The organism is Anabaena catenula FACHB-362 (genome assembly GCF_014698735.1).
In the GTDB taxonomy this organism is placed as follows: domain Bacteria; phylum Cyanobacteriota; class Cyanobacteriia; order Cyanobacteriales; family Nostocaceae; genus Anabaena; species Anabaena variabilis_A.
In genome coordinates, this window is the sequence record NZ_JACJTQ010000076.1 from 1 (window position 1) to 14,179 (window position 14,179).

The 14,179-nt window shown below is 39.2% G+C and carries 15 protein-coding genes and 1 tRNA gene; 8 read left to right on the forward strand and 8 right to left on the reverse strand.

Going from position 1 to position 14,179, the window contains the following annotated elements:
• Positions 1 to 396: 396 nt before the first annotated feature.
• The 4 genes from H6G68_RS25675 to H6G68_RS25690 all read left to right on the forward strand — a co-directional run bounded on the left by H6G68_RS25675 (position 397) and on the right by H6G68_RS25690 (position 2,547).
• A complete protein-coding gene (locus H6G68_RS25675; protein ID WP_071190534.1) occupies positions 397 to 669 on the forward strand; it encodes a UPF0367 protein family in 273 nt (90 codons plus the stop codon).
• A gap of 13 nt (positions 670 to 682) precedes the next feature.
• Positions 683 to 1,360 (forward strand): energy-coupling factor ABC transporter ATP-binding protein, encoded by a 678-nt coding sequence (locus H6G68_RS25680; protein WP_071190533.1) that lies wholly within the window; start codon positions 683 to 685, stop codon positions 1,358 to 1,360.
• Between the two features lie 406 nt (positions 1,361 to 1,766).
• The gene (locus tag H6G68_RS25685; RefSeq protein WP_190909178.1) at positions 1,767 to 2,315 is read left to right on the forward strand and encodes an NYN domain-containing protein; all 549 of its coding nucleotides are present in this window, start codon (positions 1,767 to 1,769) and stop codon (positions 2,313 to 2,315) included.
• A 160-nt stretch (positions 2,316 to 2,475) separates the two neighbouring features.
• Positions 2,476 to 2,547 (forward strand) — tRNA-Asn (locus H6G68_RS25690).
• Positions 2,548 to 2,645: 98 nt separating this feature from the next.
• Here H6G68_RS25690 and H6G68_RS25695 read toward each other — a convergent pair.
• Positions 2,646 to 3,317: a hypothetical protein gene (locus H6G68_RS25695; protein ID WP_190909179.1), complete on the reverse strand. Its 672-nt coding sequence runs from the start codon at positions 3,315 to 3,317 to the stop codon at positions 2,646 to 2,648.
• A complete protein-coding gene (locus H6G68_RS25700; RefSeq protein WP_190909180.1) occupies positions 3,317 to 3,721 on the reverse strand; it encodes a RusA family crossover junction endodeoxyribonuclease in 405 nt (134 codons plus the stop codon). Before H6G68_RS25700 ends, H6G68_RS25695 begins: the two co-directional genes overlap by 1 nt.
• 851 nt (positions 3,722 to 4,572) lie before the next feature.
• Between H6G68_RS25700 and H6G68_RS25705 the strand changes: the two genes are divergently transcribed.
• Together H6G68_RS25705 and nifH are read left to right on the forward strand one after the other, a co-directional pair.
• Entirely contained in the window at positions 4,573 to 4,740 is a 168-nt protein-coding gene (locus H6G68_RS25705) for a hypothetical protein (RefSeq protein ID WP_158624007.1), read from the forward strand.
• Positions 4,741 to 5,069: 329 nt separating this feature from the next.
• The gene (gene nifH / locus H6G68_RS25710; RefSeq protein ID WP_127052226.1) at positions 5,070 to 5,969 is read left to right on the forward strand and encodes a nitrogenase iron protein; all 900 of its coding nucleotides are present in this window, start codon (positions 5,070 to 5,072) and stop codon (positions 5,967 to 5,969) included.
• Between the two features lie 131 nt (positions 5,970 to 6,100).
• On the opposite strand, the gene H6G68_RS25715 is transcribed toward nifH, so the two are convergent.
• On the reverse strand, positions 6,101 to 6,298 hold the full coding sequence (locus tag H6G68_RS25715; protein ID WP_190909181.1) for an NblA/ycf18 family protein: 198 nt from the start codon (positions 6,296 to 6,298) through the stop codon (positions 6,101 to 6,103).
• A gap of 218 nt (positions 6,299 to 6,516) precedes the next feature.
• On the opposite strand from H6G68_RS25715, the gene H6G68_RS27460 reads away from it, so the two are divergent.
• Complete coding sequence (locus H6G68_RS27460) at positions 6,517 to 6,699, forward strand: hypothetical protein (protein WP_242045393.1); 183 nt, start codon at positions 6,517 to 6,519, stop codon at positions 6,697 to 6,699.
• A 49-nt stretch (positions 6,700 to 6,748) separates the two neighbouring features.
• On the opposite strand, the gene H6G68_RS25720 is transcribed toward H6G68_RS27460, so the two are convergent.
• Together H6G68_RS25720 and H6G68_RS25725 are read right to left on the reverse strand one after the other, a co-directional pair.
• Complete coding sequence (locus H6G68_RS25720) at positions 6,749 to 7,582, reverse strand: M56 family metallopeptidase (protein WP_190909182.1); 834 nt, start codon at positions 7,580 to 7,582, stop codon at positions 6,749 to 6,751.
• 39 nt (positions 7,583 to 7,621) lie between these two features.
• Positions 7,622 to 8,041: a BlaI/MecI/CopY family transcriptional regulator gene (locus H6G68_RS25725; protein ID WP_190909183.1), complete on the reverse strand. Its 420-nt coding sequence runs from the start codon at positions 8,039 to 8,041 to the stop codon at positions 7,622 to 7,624.
• A gap of 227 nt (positions 8,042 to 8,268) precedes the next feature.
• Here H6G68_RS25725 and H6G68_RS25730 point away from each other — a divergent pair, with 227 nt between their 5' ends.
• Entirely contained in the window at positions 8,269 to 9,009 is a 741-nt protein-coding gene (locus H6G68_RS25730; RefSeq protein WP_190909184.1) for a 2-phosphosulfolactate phosphatase family protein, read from the forward strand.
• A 151-nt stretch (positions 9,010 to 9,160) separates the two neighbouring features.
• On the opposite strand, the gene H6G68_RS25735 is transcribed toward H6G68_RS25730, so the two are convergent.
• From H6G68_RS25735 to H6G68_RS25745, 3 genes are all read right to left on the reverse strand, one after another.
• A complete protein-coding gene (locus tag H6G68_RS25735) occupies positions 9,161 to 10,945 on the reverse strand; it encodes a M61 family metallopeptidase (RefSeq protein WP_190909185.1) in 1,785 nt (594 codons plus the stop codon).
• A gap of 216 nt (positions 10,946 to 11,161) precedes the next feature.
• Positions 11,162 to 11,845: a Crp/Fnr family transcriptional regulator gene (locus H6G68_RS25740; protein WP_127052219.1), complete on the reverse strand. Its 684-nt coding sequence runs from the start codon at positions 11,843 to 11,845 to the stop codon at positions 11,162 to 11,164.
• 391 nt (positions 11,846 to 12,236) lie between these two features.
• The gene (locus tag H6G68_RS25745; RefSeq protein WP_190909186.1) at positions 12,237 to 13,424 is read right to left on the reverse strand and encodes a HetZ-related protein 2; all 1,188 of its coding nucleotides are present in this window, start codon (positions 13,422 to 13,424) and stop codon (positions 12,237 to 12,239) included.
• Between the last annotated feature and the right edge of the window lie 755 nt (positions 13,425 to 14,179).

Here is a 14,179-nt window from a genome sequence, read left to right on the forward strand (position 1 = left end):
GTAATATTCCTGACCAACCTACGAATACGAAGCGATCGCGCTTTAACCAGTCGTCTAATACGTCAAACCACCCTCTACTCGGGGCGCGTCCAACTGCGATGGTCATTAGAGGAATCTCCAAAAGTTTATAAGTACGAGTTTTTCTCTGTTATGGAGGGTTATGACATAACCGCCCATAAGCAGAAAGTTAACCGGGTTGTTAATCCAGTTTACAATTTTTTACGCTCTCTAATCATAATAGGTGCAAATCTCTAATTTTTCCAGGGTATTTTTCATAAAAATTAATATTGGCGATTTGGGAGGTGGGGAAGCAGAGGGGGCAAGTGGCAGAATAATAACTGATAACTGATAACTGACGCTAGAATTAGTCCTACAGTGAAATGTGATTAATTCTAAATGTTTACCATCGACTTAAGCATCAAAAATACTGCTTTCCCGATATCCGTACAACGCAAGTCTACTGAGGATGCTGAAGCTGTCTATCAGCTGATTTTGGCAGCAATGCGCTCTGGCAACCCTGATATTGTGGAACTCAAGTGCGAAGGCAAAACAGAAAAGAAAATTGCTGTCCGTGCCAGTGAAATTTCAGGGGTACAGATTGTGCAGAAAGATGGTACAGCCGTTGGTGGTACTAGAGCACCTGGCTTTTTTGCCCTAGCTACTGAGTAAGCAAGGTGTACAAATGTCGGCAGTAGGCATCGAAGTTAAGGATTTAAACTTCATTTGGCCTAATGGGGAGCAAGTAATTACATCTTGCTCTCTCAAAGTACCCAAAGGAGAATTTTGGATGCTTTTGGGTACAAATGGTAGTGGTAAATCAACTCTCCTGAGACTGATAGCCGGACTATTGGCTCCTCAGTCTGGTGTAATTGGCATTTTACCTCCCGTGGGCTTTGTGTTCCAAAATCCTGATCATCAATTAGTTATGCCAACTGTTGGTGCTGATGTTGCTTTTGGATTGGTGGAAGAAAAATTGCCTCCGGCTGTGGTGAGGAATAGGGTTGAGGAGGCTTTAGAGGCGGTAAATTTGCTGTCTCTACAACGCCGTCCTATCTATGCTCTTTCTGGAGGACAAAAACAGCGTGTGGCAATTGCTGGTGCGATCGCTCGTCACTGTGAAGTCTTATTATTAGATGAACCCACTGCTTTACTAGATCCAGATAGTCAATTAGACTTGGTGGCTAGTGTTCGTCGCCTGGTTAAAAGTCGAGGAATTACGGCTTTGTGGGTGACTCATCGCTTAGATGAGTTAAATTACTGTGATGGCGCTTTCTTATTGGAAAAAGGTTCTCTAGTGGATTCCGGTGAAGCCGAGCGTCTCAAACAGCGTCTCATGAAAGCAGACAACCAAGCTGCCTAATATCAAAGCTAAATAGTTAATCATCCGCTAGGATAACGGTTCTGACAATAATATTGTCCGACTTTTTTATTGGCAAGTTCTTAATATCAATATTTTCTCACAATATTTACTCCAAACTCCATTATCAGGAATGACTCGATGCCAGAAAACAGCTTGCTGTCAAGGTATCGGGTTTTTTAATCTGAGATGTTGAAGAAGAGGAAAAATTATTTATTCGATTCTTAAAAACTCAGAAAAGCCCGATTTTTAAAGGCAAGTTATAATTTGTTGCTTCTGCCTTCAGGTGTAGTTTTGCCATGCGCCGGCATTTTTTATCTTATGTAACATAGTGTTACAACCAATGCTTCAATTACTATAAGTCTTATGAATGATTTTTGTTAACTCTAGATAATTGTGATTAAAAACCATGCCCCGTTCTATCATTCCATCCATTTTGTTAGTGGATGGCTACAACATTATAGGCGCTTGGCCTTGCTTAAAAAAAACCCGTGATGGTGCCGGACTGGAGGCAGCACGTGGGGAATTAGTGGAAGCAATAACAAATTACAGCGCTTTTCAAGGTTATGAAACTCAAATAGTATTTGATGCTCAATATCAAAATACAGCCAGCAACAGAGAAACTATTACAGACTTTCTAACAGTTCATTACACAGATTTTGGGCAGACCGCAGATACATATATTGAAAAATCCTGTGCGTCCTTGCGCCACAAAATAGCGCAGTGTCTAATTTCTCGCGTAATTGTTGCTACATCAGATCGGGCGCAGCAGTTAATGGTACAGGGGTATGGTGCTGAATGGTTATCTGCACACCAACTGTGTGGCGAAGTGGAAACGACTGTTTGTCGGATGCGCCATAAGTACCAAACACGCAAACAGTCAAAGAGCCGATTTTTAGCCAATGCTATTGATGCTAAGGCAAGGCAGCGTCTGGCGGAGTTGCGAATGGGATTATAAAAAAGATTATTCTCTAAATCTATCAATTGCTCTCCAGGAGCGACTTCAGGCTGTAAAAAATTAGGGATTTCAGCAGCTACAAAATAAAATCAAAAAAAATTTGCCAAAACCTCTTGCATTAATCTGAATTTGGGTTTAATATAGTAAACGTTGAGAGCGTTCCTCAGTAGCTCAGTGGTAGAGCGATCGACTGTTAATCGATTGGTCGCTGGTTCGAATCCGGCCTGGGGAGTTTAAAAAAACAAAGGATAAGGCATGAAGGAGGAAAGCATAAATTTCCATCTTCATGCTTTTAGATTTTATGAAAATTAAGTGATGCAAACGTGGTGATTAAGAATTTAATGAATCTAATAACTGTTCTGTAACTTCAATCAGTTGAACTACAGAGGTTGGAGTTAGGGAGGCAGCTTTGAAACCATGAGCGATCGCATTACGTAATTTAAAATTATTCATCAGTAATTGATAGTCAGTTTGAGAAATTACTCCTTCAGTTACTAATTGCTTTAATAAATGCAACGGGGATTCTAGTTTCTGTAACATCAATCCTTCATAATCAGCAAGAAGCCTGAGAGTCGCTTCAGCCAAAGACCAAACATAAAGGATAGCTGATTCAGGATGATTAATTGTCAGTTTTTTAGCTATTTGTAATCTTGACTTTATTTCATCTGCTTGTAGAGAATCTTCGATTTGAGAAGAATATAATGCATCCTCTGAATTAGTCATGATTAATTCTAATCTCCAGCCAGGATGCGCGTTTACTACCGCAGCTAATTTTTTTAAATTTGGTGCAGATGACATAATAGAACGACGTGATTTTACCTCAATTAAAGCTGCATCTTCTCCTCGACGTACTATCATTTCAGGACGGTAGCTGTAGTCCCTGAGAAAATCAGGTAATTCTTCCTGCTTGGGTGAAAGTATCACCTCATAACCTCTTTGGCGATATTCCTGTGCTACTTCGAGTAATCTTTCTCTTTCAAGTTGTTTAGTTTTAGCATTCATCAATCAATTACCTCTTGATCAGGAGCATCTGTGACAATAATATGTAAAAACTCATTGTCTCGCGCAAAGCCTTCTGCCAAAATCGGAGTTATATTTTCTATTGTAAAGTTACCTGATAAATCTCTTTTTCTAACAAGGACATCTGTTATTTGGTCATCATCAAGATAGGCTAGACCAATTATTGCATCTTGAATTGGCTTAACTATATTGTCTACATCCATAGCATAGGAAGCGTAGAAATACGTCACCTTAAGCATAACTAACCCACTAGCTGGCTGTTGCTCTGAAGTCCAATATTTCTCAGCTTCTTGCCTAACTGTAGCTTGCCAAGCTCTGACTTTTTCACGTCTACGAGCTTGTTGAGATACAGGTGGGCCATTTACTATGAACTCAAATGTTTTCAATTATATAGCAACAGACAGGGCGGTTAGGACACCAACTGATTATAAAACCTAGACACCAAAAGACTCTTCAGACTGTCACCTGTCACCTGTCACCTGTCCCCTGTCACCTGCTATACTAATTTTAGTTAATGATTAAATAGAGTAATAAACAATACAATACACTATATCAAGTATGTTTACATCTTTCTTTTTTGGTTTATTTGCGTCTATTTCTCTCTAGATTATAATTGATTTTTACAAACCTCAATTTAAACTTTTTAAATCAACCGTGAATTGTAAAAGTAACTGATTTCACAAATGATATTTGACCAAATGTTTTCATGAATTGCGCTTTTTGAGCGCTAAGTCATAACCATTAAGGGTAATAGGGATAATATTTATTAGAGTTTTATTAGAGTTGAAAAAGAATTTATTTTGAGGCTTATAAAATATTGATATCTATGTTATTGTGAGGATAGGAATCAAAAACATCAAAGTTCAAAAAAGCTTCAAGTAGAAATTGAGGTCAACTCAATCAAGTTCTTTTGTTCTGGTAAATCCACTTCAATCGATATATCTTTTCTGCCCGAAAAGATCAGAACAGATGAATTAGAAAAGTTACCCTCGTAACAACTTGAAGTAAATCAGAATTCCTTTGAGTATATGCCAATAAGAATTGGCTCACTAGATAACATTATCTACCAGATGGGATTAGCCTTGGAGTTTGGGAAGAAAGACTCTTAGAGGATGTCTGGTAAATGTATAGGAATCAGAAATGTAAGCGAATCAACGTCGTCAGAAACCAGCATTTTTAACTGTGAACTAGTACAAAAATGGGATTTGTTCCCATGTATTAATCACGGTGAGATTGAGTGATTGTCAAGGAATATCTAAAAGCAGTACCAATAGAGCAGTTTTTCAGGACTGGGGAATTAGAAGTTTTTCGTAGCGATGAAACAAGCAAAATCGTGGAAGTTGTAGCAACCATTGAGAGTAAGGTGCAATGTTGGTTGGTTGGTTCAGGGGGAAAATCTGCATAAAGGTGAATCCCTATTGCAACTACTCTCCAGATTTGAGCAATCTATGAGGATGCTGTGACAACAACTGATCATGCTTAATTCAAGCTGTTAAAGACTTTTTAATTGGGAGATGTAAATTTCTCCTAAATCAATTCCTAGCACCTATGTTTGAGGAAGTCTTGCTATAAATAGCATGATTTTCTCTAAAAATAAGGAACTGAATCTGCGTTTGGTAGTACTTGCAGTATATTCCTTGAACTATCGCTATAAAGTTTCTGTTTCGCAATTGAACAATATCTCAGATCAAGCTTCAGACCTATCCACAAAATAATTGTAGGAATATACTCATCATGGCTACTGACACAAATATTAGACAGATCGCTTTCTACGGTAAAGGTGGTATTGGTAAATCTACCACTTCTCAAAACACCCTCGCAGCTATGGCTGAAATGGGTCAACGCATCATGATTGTAGGTTGTGACCCTAAAGCTGACTCTACCCGGTTGATGCTTCACTCCAAGGCTCAAACCACCGTTCTTTCCTTGGCTGCTGAAAGAGGTGCTGTTGAAGATTTAGAACTCAGCGAAGTACTTTTGACTGGTTTCCGTGGTGTTAAGTGCGTAGAATCTGGTGGTCCAGAACCCGGTGTAGGTTGTGCAGGTCGTGGTATTATCACCGCTATTAACTTCCTAGAAGAAAACGGTGCTTACCAAGACTTAGATTTCGTATCTTACGACGTATTAGGTGACGTTGTCTGCGGTGGTTTCGCCATGCCAATTCGGGAGGGAAAAGCACAAGAAATCTACATCGTTACATCAGGTGAAATGATGGCGATGTACGCTGCTAACAACATCGCTCGTGGTGTTTTAAAATATGCTCATACTGGTGGTGTGCGTTTAGGTGGCTTGATTTGTAACAGCCGTAACGTTGACCGGGAAGTCGAATTAATCGAAACCCTGGCAAAACGCTTGAACACCCACATGATTCACTTCGTACCTCGTGACAATATCGTTCAACACGCAGAATTGCGTCGGATGACAGTTAACGAGTACGCACCTGATAGCGATCAAGGTAATGAATACCGGACATTGGCTAAGAAGATCATCAACAACAAAAATCTGACTATTCCTACACCTATTGAAATGGAAGAACTAGAAGAGTTGTTGATAGAGTTCGGTATTCTCGAAAGTGACGAAAATACTGAAAAGCTAGTTGGTAAATCAGCTACTGAAGCACCAGTAACAAAATAGTCCCTAGAATTAATTAAGGCTTTAGGGTGGGGGCTTACCCTACCCTTCTCTCAATTGACAAAGATATGATTTCATGTCTGTCTTAACACTTAATCATATCTGTAAAAAGATTGTGATAGGTGTTTTTTGCTTTAACCTGATATGGTTCCCGAATCTAGTTTCCATTCATGCTTTAGCAATTCCTGGTAAGTCGTTTCCTGAATCATCATCTGCTCGTACAGGTTGAGTAAAAATTCTACGGCCTGTTCACGAGACATTTGCTGTACTTGGTCAGCAAAGATTCTGAGGCTAAATTCTTGTTCTAAAGATAATTTTAACGGTTGATCCACTGCTGACTCCTATGCCCAAATTGGGCAAAAATATAGAGGTTAGTATTAGCTGTGTTGGTCTAAAAATAATTACCTAGCTGATGTTCGTAGTCATACATCCATGAAGTTTGAGGGCATTGCCGGATTGAGCAACGTAGCCCATGAATGTTATGGTTTAAGAAGTTATGTTAACAAGTATAACAAAGGATTTACAAATCTGACGTAATGGGATCTGTCCAATGAATATGGAAGAGAATAACCAACTAGTGATAAACCACATTAGTCCTGACGTGAGACAGTTGATTAAGGTATATGCGGCTGTTAATAACTGTACGCAGGCTGAGATGTTGGAGCGCATTGTTTTGGAGTGGCACGCGCAACAAAGCCTAAGCGAAAGACCTCCAGGTGATGAGGATGAGTAGGTTTATTCAACGGACTACTCTCCCCACTGTTCCGTAAAGGGGAACTAATTTAACTATGAAACACGACTGTTAATAATGGCAGGAAGGCAAATAGAAAAATATGCCAGGACTGCAATTGCGATTCTGATGTTGGTTCTGTTGGTGTTAATAAAGCTTCTATTCTCTGTTCTAAGCGATCTGAAGCACCTAAAGCAGCACAGCAAATGTTGGATGTGATTGGGTTATTGCTCACCACTAACAGCAATGATTCGGCTAATACCAAGGGATCTACTTGAGAAGCAGCGTAACTGTCAGCCCGTAATTCTCGCAAAACTAACAATTCTTGCCATAAAGGTTCTGTATTGGGCAGCCAAGCTGTACAGGAACGCACCCAACCCAGCCAAAAAAACCAAAATGTATCCCTGTATTGGTAATGCCCTTGCTCATGTGCCAAGACGCTTTCTAGATGGGCAGGTGAAAGTGTTTGTAGTAATCCCTGACTAATTACTAATTCTGGCTGCCAAAAACCCATTTGACCGGCAAATAAAGCGCCTGTTTGTAGAAGTCGGGCTTGTTTACCAGCTAGGTTAACGAGGGGACATTCACGGGCAGATTTAATGGATTTCCAGCCTTGGCAGGCGAGTGTGATGCCCAATATGTTAAAAAAGGCTAGAAAAATTAATGCTAGTAGATAGCTGAAGGAATCGGTATAGATTCCGCCCATTTTCCCCTGAGTACCCATGCAGACTACAGATATTGCTGTCATGAAAATGAGTAAGGGGGGAAATAGGAATAAAAATAGCGATCGCTGCCATCGTAAATGCCAATTACCTTGGGGTATATGGCCAGAGAATCTTAACCAGCAAGCAATGGTTACAGTCGTAACAATCATGAGTAGATGCATAAATTTTTCTCCCAGTTGCTTGGTGAGTGAAGCATAATTCTATTTTTCTCCCCTGGCTTCCCGTGCGGCTTGAATGCGTTTAGCGATCGCTTCTATTTGCTCACTGGCTGCTTGATCTAGGCTATCTGCAAAAGCAGCGACAACATCAGGATTTCCCACTGCCAAAAATCGCTGTAACTGATCATGGGCTTTAAACATCTGTGCCTGTTGCTGTGTTAACAATGGCCGCCAATAGAATGCTTTTCCTTTTTTATCACAGGCCAGCCAGCCTTTTTCAGTGAGGCGACGCAGAACAGTAGTTACAGAAGTATAAGCTAATTCCCGGTTGGGGTCAGTCAGAATGCGATCATGTACATCCTTGACTGTGACTGAACCAAGTTCCCAGAGGATGCCGAGAATTTCAGCTTCTAAAGGGCCTACAGACAGTTGTTTAGGACGGTAATCGGGTAAAGGAGCCATATAAATTGAGGTTGAGGATCAAGAAATGGATGTTTTCTATATTTGAGATTACAAGATACAATGGTGATTTTCATAGCCTAGAAGCGAGTAAAATAGGCTTTTTTAGGGTTTTTTAGGATTTATTTCTTTATTTTATAGATATCCTTGAGCAGAAATATTGAGTGTAGTTAGTGACATCAAGTGGGTAGAATATTACCGCAGTAATATAGAGCAGGTATATCCAGCGCGTGAAGCTATTTGTATATCACACTCCGGAATTGACCCCAACTGAGGATGCGCCAGAATGCGCGATCGCCGTCGATGTCCTGCGAGCCACTAGCACAATGGCGACAGTCTTAGCGGCTGGAGGCGAAGCGGTGCAAGTCTTCAGCGATTTAGACCAACTGGTAGAAGTTAGCGAAAAATGGCCAGCCCAAAAACGATTACGTGCTGGAGAACGTGGTGGCGCGAAAGTAGCAGGCTTTGAATTGGGTAACTCTCCCCTAGACTGCACAGCAGAACTAGTGGCAGGGCGGCGCTTGTTTATTAGTACCACCAATGGTACTCGTGCCTTACAAAGGATACAAGATGCGCCAATTGTTCTCGCAGCAGCTTTAATTAACCGGGCTGCGGTGGTAAAATTTCTCTTAGAAAAGCAACCGGAAACCGTCTGGATTGTCGGTTCTGGTTGGGAGGGAAGTTTTTCTTTAGAAGATACAGTTTGTGCTGGTGCGATCGCTCATAGTATTTGGCAACAAAGTAATTCTTCTCTAGAGGAAATAACTGGTAATGATGAAGTAACGAGTGCGATCGCTCTTTATTCTCAGTGGCAAAATGACTTATTGGGATTATTTCACCAAGCTAGTCACGGTAAACGGTTGTTACGTCTGGAATGTTTAGAAGACCTAAAATATTGTTCCCAAACTGATATTTTAGATGTTTTACCTATTCAGCACGAACCAGGTGTTTTAAAAAGCCAAACTAAATAACCAAAAGATTCTTTTTTCTGGAGGATTAATCGTCAGAATCAGGATTTATAAGATTTGAGGATTTGCAAGATTTAATTTAATGATCTGTATTTTTTATTCTGTTAATCCTTTCATCCCGATCATCCTGATTCTGACATTTTTATCTTTGATATTACCAAATATTTGTCAAGGGTACACCTAACCAACCTGCAAAATTTGCTTGCTGAGTAGGATCAGGATTTTGTACAGCTACCAAATGATAACGAGTAGGATGTGTTGGTTCTAAAATCACTGAATAGGTACGTAATTCATCTTGGTGGAAAACTGTAACTTTAATAGTGTCGTTGGGTTGATAATCTGTGAGACGTTCCCTCAATTGACTTGCTCCTAGCTTAATTCCATCAATCGCTAATAACTCATCACCAGCATCAATACCCGCTGTATGTGCAGGTGAACCCATCTCAACAAATTTAATGATTTCCCGTCCATTTTCAGTCTTTATCTTCACACCCAAATAAGGCTCATCATCTTTCTCTCCTATCAATTGCAAACCAAAAGGTTGAAAATATTGATTAAAAGGTAAATCATCCAATCCATCAATGTAGCATCTAAAGAAATCAGATAAATCTATTCCTGCTACAGATTCAATCACTGCCTGTAATTGTTCTGGAGTATAACCAATTTCTGCTTTACCAAATTGCTCCCACATTTTTACCATGACATCATCAAGAGAAAGCTGATTATGATGACGTTCACGAATTAATAAATCCAGCAACAGCGATACCATTTCTCCTTTTAAATAATAAGAAATTTGGGAATTACCACTATTGGCATCTGGACGGTAAAGTTTAATCCAAGCATCAAAACTCGACTCGGAAAGGGGTTGTACTTTCCGCCCTGGTGTTTTGAGATATTTGGTAATTTCCTGATTCAAATGATTTAAATATGATTTAACATCATAAATTTCTGCCCGCAAAGGAATCAGCAAATCATAGTAACTTGTAGTTCCTTCACAAAACCACAAACAAGGAGTATAACTTTCCTGATCGTAATCAAAAACTTCTAATGCTTTGGGGCGAATTCGCTTCACATTCCACAAATGGAAGAATTCGTGGGCAACTAATTGGATAAAGCGCTCATATTTATCTTGATTGCGAAAACCAAATCGGTGGTAAATTAATGAACAGGAATTTTTGTGTTCCAAACCGCCATAAGCTTGGTTAAATAAATGTAGTAAAAACAAAAATCGTTCATATGGCAAACCACCAAACATTTTTGCTTCGACTTCAATAACTTTTTGGAAATCTGAAACCATCTGCTCTGGGTCAAAATTTCCCTTTCCCCAGATTGCCAATTCATGAGGTTTATCTAATACCTCAAAGTGAAATAACTGATGGCTACCAATCTCAAAAGGACTATCAACAAGAGTATCAAAATCAGCAGCTAAAAAAGTATTGGCTTCCTCAGCAATTTTTGGTAAACCAGTGCTTACCTGCCACTCTGGATGTGGTGGAACAATGGTAACGTAAATTGGTAGCTCCTCCCAACCTGGAATTCTCAAAAACAGGGCTGCACCATTGAAATAACCATGAGTAGCATCCAAGTGATTTGTGCGTACCGATAACTCATTTGCAAAAATGCGGTAACTCACTGTTACTTCTGAAACATTACCCTTTTCTATCTGCCAATGATTTTTACTAATTTTGCGCCACGGCAAAGGTTGATGTCCTGTAAATGCGGCAAAATCTTGTAAATTCTTGGCATATTCCCGCACCAAATAAGAACCTGGTGTCCAAACTGGCATTTTCAAATCGAGAATTGGGGATAGGTAGTCTACAAGGTGTAAAGTCACCTCAAATAAATGATTTTCTGGTTGGGACATTGCCACCCAGTAATGAATTTGCCTACCTGCTCGCTGAACTTGAGTATTAAGAAGAGGTGCTATTGCTTCAGTCATTTTATGTGTCGAATCCTGAGTTATTAGTCAATCTAAAATTGGCATGGTCAACATAATTCGTAATTGATAATAATGCCGACCGCAGGCTACCGCAAACGTAATTCGTAGTTACAATCAATGGGGGGCTTGAACCCTCTTTAATTAAGAATTACGAATTAGTAATTATTTGGTCAATAGGTCAATTAACAATACTAGCTCCTCAATATTCAGCACTGATTATAATTTATTAGCTAAATTTTGTAGCTGTTTGACGTTGACTAGATAAATGAAGTTATTGGCAGGATCAATTTTTATCCATCCTTTTTCATGGAGTTTTTCCATGATTGTGGTGGTTTCTTCAATGCCGATTTCGGTTACTTCTGCCAAATCTTTAAAGGGAATATAAAAAATTTCCTTACCTTCGGCTGACTCCTGACCATAGTTCTCACCCAAGTTCATTAAAGTGTAGGCGAGTTTAACCGCAGGTGGTGAAGAGCGCATTTGCAAGCGCATATTAATTTGTCGCAATCGTTTTACCATCAGTTGTAGCATCCGGTGATGTAACTGTGGGTCTTTAAACAGAATTTGGATAAAACGTTCTCTAGAGACAGTTAGTAATGATACAGGGGAAAGGGCAATGACATCGGTTGAGCGTGGAGATTCATCTAAAACCGCCATTTCTCCAAAGAAATCGCCCCGGCCTAAAATCGCTATTGTCACCGAATTATCGCCGTTGGTACGTCGGATTTTTACCCAACCAGAAACCAAGAAGTAGACTGCATTACCCCAAGCATCTTCCATCAAAACGGCTCGTCCGGTGGGGTATTCATGTTCAACTGCAATGTTGAGTAACCATTCCAACGTTTGTGGATTGGCTGTACTCAGCAAGGGAAAAATATCGCTAAAAACCTCGGTTTGCATGAAATATTCACAAGAAATGAACTCAAAAGCGGAAAATTGAGTTTGTAACTTTTCAATTTTTGGAGCGTGTCATACTTAAGCTCATTCAAGCAGCAAAGCTTACACGCAAATTACAATTTTGTCTCAATGCCTTAATTACAACATAACAATTATGTATTGGGATCAAAAACACTAGTTTTACTGACAGATATATTATTGGCTATTTTGTGATAAATGACTATGGTTTATCAGTCTTTTTAGCTTTTGGTCTAAATTTGTGCCTAGTCAATTTCCGGTAACTCTAGTTTATAACTGCATCATATCGGTCACAGCTATTCTAAATTACTTACAAATGTAATAATAACCGTTTATGTTGGTCTAGGCATTATTTGTTTACTTGCTGGTTGTTTAGCTAATCTTGAGTTCTTAAGGTTTGGGCTGCAAGATAGACTTTAGTCCATTCGCCCATCACTTGATGGGTTTTGAGTTGTAACTGTTGGGCTGTGGCTTCTATTGAGTGACCTGCTCTCCGCAAATCCAGGATTTGCTTTTCTAGTGGAGTTAATTTTTCATCTAGTTGTTGCCATTGATGTTGTGTTAGCCCCAAGTTGTTTTCTTGTAAGGAAATTGAGAGCCAGTTATCTACAAGTTCTGGTTTACCTTTGATGGCAAAAACTCGTACAGCATGGTAGCTAATTTTTTCACGCAGTCGATATACTTCCTTAATTGGCTTATTCAGTTTTTTGGCAATCTCTTCTTGAGATTTGCCTTGTAGATACAGTTGCAGCCAGTCTACTGCCTGTTGTCCTAAATTTTGGAGCAAGTATTTTTCAAATTCTTGGTATACAGCTTGACGCAGTATCTGTTGCTCTTCTAATTTTTGTGCTTCTTGATATTGTGCGATCGCTTGACTATCGACTAAGTTCAGGGGATTGTCAGTATCTTCTGTGAGTACTTCGTCTGAAACTAGTCTAATTAAGTCACTGGCTGGAACTTGTGTTAACCCACCTCGCTGGGTACGACGCAGATAGTTAACAAAGCGATAAACCAAAAGAGGTTGATTACGTACTGGTCGTAAACAATACTCTTCTATAGTAGCAAAGAGCAACGTATCCTGTAATCTTCTATCAGTTGTAAATTTTGCAATACAAGACATTTGCTGCTGCATATATGAATCACTTTGCAGTAGTTCTTGTAGTATTTCTTGCAATACATCAATGACACTACGCTGACGATCACGACTTAGGGAAACCCAAGTCTGAATTTTATTTCTCAGTGTCATTACACTTCCTAAGCGGGTAATGAGGTGACGATAAGCTCGTTCTCGCCCCATTCCTAAATAGCGTTGGTGTAAAATCCGCCATCGATATTCCATTGCTTGCTTGGCAATTTCTAATTCTTTTGGGTTGAGTAAATCAAATCGGTTTAAATCTACTCCCAAAAGCCAAAGCACAATACTTTGTCTAGCAGCCTCACTTTGTTCTGGACATTCCGTAGCTAGTCGCTGTTGCCAATATTGTGCCAGGTTTGTCGCATCTTCTTTCATAATGAGATTGCATTCCTCGAAACTCTGTTTTAAAGTCTGCATCACAACCCCTATACTGACTTAAATTATGAACTGGTAATTGTCTCTGACTTCACAATCTTGAACTAGAAATTTTTAGGTTTCTCGTGTAATTACGTCTGGATACACTGAATTTATGCAGGTTTTTTTTGTTTAGGTATTTGGCTTTCCCATCCAATTCTTGCTCATCGTACTCTCTTCAGGATTTCCATCTATTTTGTCAGCTTACAAATGTTCTTAATTTATGCTTGATTAATTAAGAATAAAATGCTTTTGATGAGAGTAGATAAAGATCGGTGTTTATCGTGCATCGGTTTAAGCAAGAGGTGAAAATGATTCAACATAATCTCAGACGCATATTCACCTATATAAGTTTCAACTTTCTGTAGTTGTTTGTGATTGAATGTCTTTACACTTTTTGAGATTTGGTAGACAATAAAGAAACTGAAGTTGTTTGGCAATATTAACCAACTATTAAAAAGATTTGTTTTGCAGGTTAAAGTACAATTATCAAAACATTGATGGTATCAATGTGATTGACAACTGCGGATAAGCCTGAAGAGTGATATTGAGTAGTGCAATTAAATAAAATCTCAGATTTTTCAATCCAATAAATCACTCCATAATAGTCAGAAATCATTTTGGTGAAACAGGAAAGCTCCTTATCAATTCAGTATATGAATATAGGACTTACGCATTGACAAAAAAGATCATCTATGTATTCTAAATAATGGCATCCTTGCCAATGTTGGCAAAAATATGCTCACGGATAACAGAAGTAAACAGATTCC

What these genes read in the sequence shown, in the direction of transcription:
- H6G68_RS25675 (WP_071190534.1), top strand. Translation starts at nt 397, where the DNA reads ATGTTTACCATCGACTTAAGCATCAAAAATACTGCTTTCCCGATATCC.
- H6G68_RS25680 (WP_071190533.1), top strand. Translation starts at nt 683, where the DNA reads ATGTCGGCAGTAGGCATCGAAGTTAAGGATTTAAACTTCATTTGGCCT.
- H6G68_RS25685 (WP_190909178.1), top strand. Translation starts at nt 1,767, where the DNA reads ATGCCCCGTTCTATCATTCCATCCATTTTGTTAGTGGATGGCTACAAC.
- H6G68_RS25695 (WP_190909179.1), bottom strand. Translation starts at nt 3,317, where the DNA reads ATGAATGCTAAAACTAAACAACTTGAAAGAGAAAGATTACTCGAAGTA.
- nifH (WP_127052226.1), top strand. Translation starts at nt 5,070, where the DNA reads ATGGCTACTGACACAAATATTAGACAGATCGCTTTCTACGGTAAAGGT.
- H6G68_RS27460 (WP_242045393.1), top strand. Translation starts at nt 6,517, where the DNA reads ATGAATATGGAAGAGAATAACCAACTAGTGATAAACCACATTAGTCCT.
- H6G68_RS25720 (WP_190909182.1), bottom strand. Translation starts at nt 7,582, where the DNA reads ATGCATCTACTCATGATTGTTACGACTGTAACCATTGCTTGCTGGTTA.
- H6G68_RS25725 (WP_190909183.1), bottom strand. Translation starts at nt 8,041, where the DNA reads ATGGCTCCTTTACCCGATTACCGTCCTAAACAACTGTCTGTAGGCCCT.
- H6G68_RS25735 (WP_190909185.1), bottom strand. Translation starts at nt 10,945, where the DNA reads ATGACTGAAGCAATAGCACCTCTTCTTAATACTCAAGTTCAGCGAGCA.
- H6G68_RS25740 (WP_127052219.1), bottom strand. Translation starts at nt 11,845, where the DNA reads ATGCAAACCGAGGTTTTTAGCGATATTTTTCCCTTGCTGAGTACAGCC.